Raw genomic sequence first — 280 nt, 5'->3', positions numbered from 1 at the left:
CGTCGGCCCCGGAATTACACCGGATCTGCTGTCCTTTGAGTTCGCACCCAAAGCGCTCGCGGGCTTTCAACTGAGTTGATTTACCGCCGGTGGGGAATTTCGCCCCGCCCTGAGAATAAGCGGATTCACTATAACGCTAATGATTAGCGGCAGCAACGCATAGCTTCACATAATTCTGGTTTATGACTTACCCTTATCGCACTACAATGGCACTCAACACCTATCAGTACAGGGAAACTACAATGATTGACCCGAAAAAAATTGAGCAAATCGCTCGCCA

At 49.3% G+C, this 280-nt stretch carries 1 riboswitch.

Features of this window, described 5'->3' with window-relative positions:
* Positions 1–121, bottom strand: a riboswitch (FMN riboswitch). This riboswitch is flagged as partial in the annotation.
* Positions 122–280: the final 159 nt, after the last annotated feature.

The sequence above is a fragment of the Paraburkholderia sp. SIMBA_054 genome (assembly GCF_046534875.1).
GTDB classification, from domain to species: domain Bacteria; phylum Pseudomonadota; class Gammaproteobacteria; order Burkholderiales; family Burkholderiaceae; genus Paraburkholderia; species Paraburkholderia hospita.
Note: the sequence above shows the minus strand (reverse complement) of the source record. Positions and strands in the feature narration are given on the sequence as shown.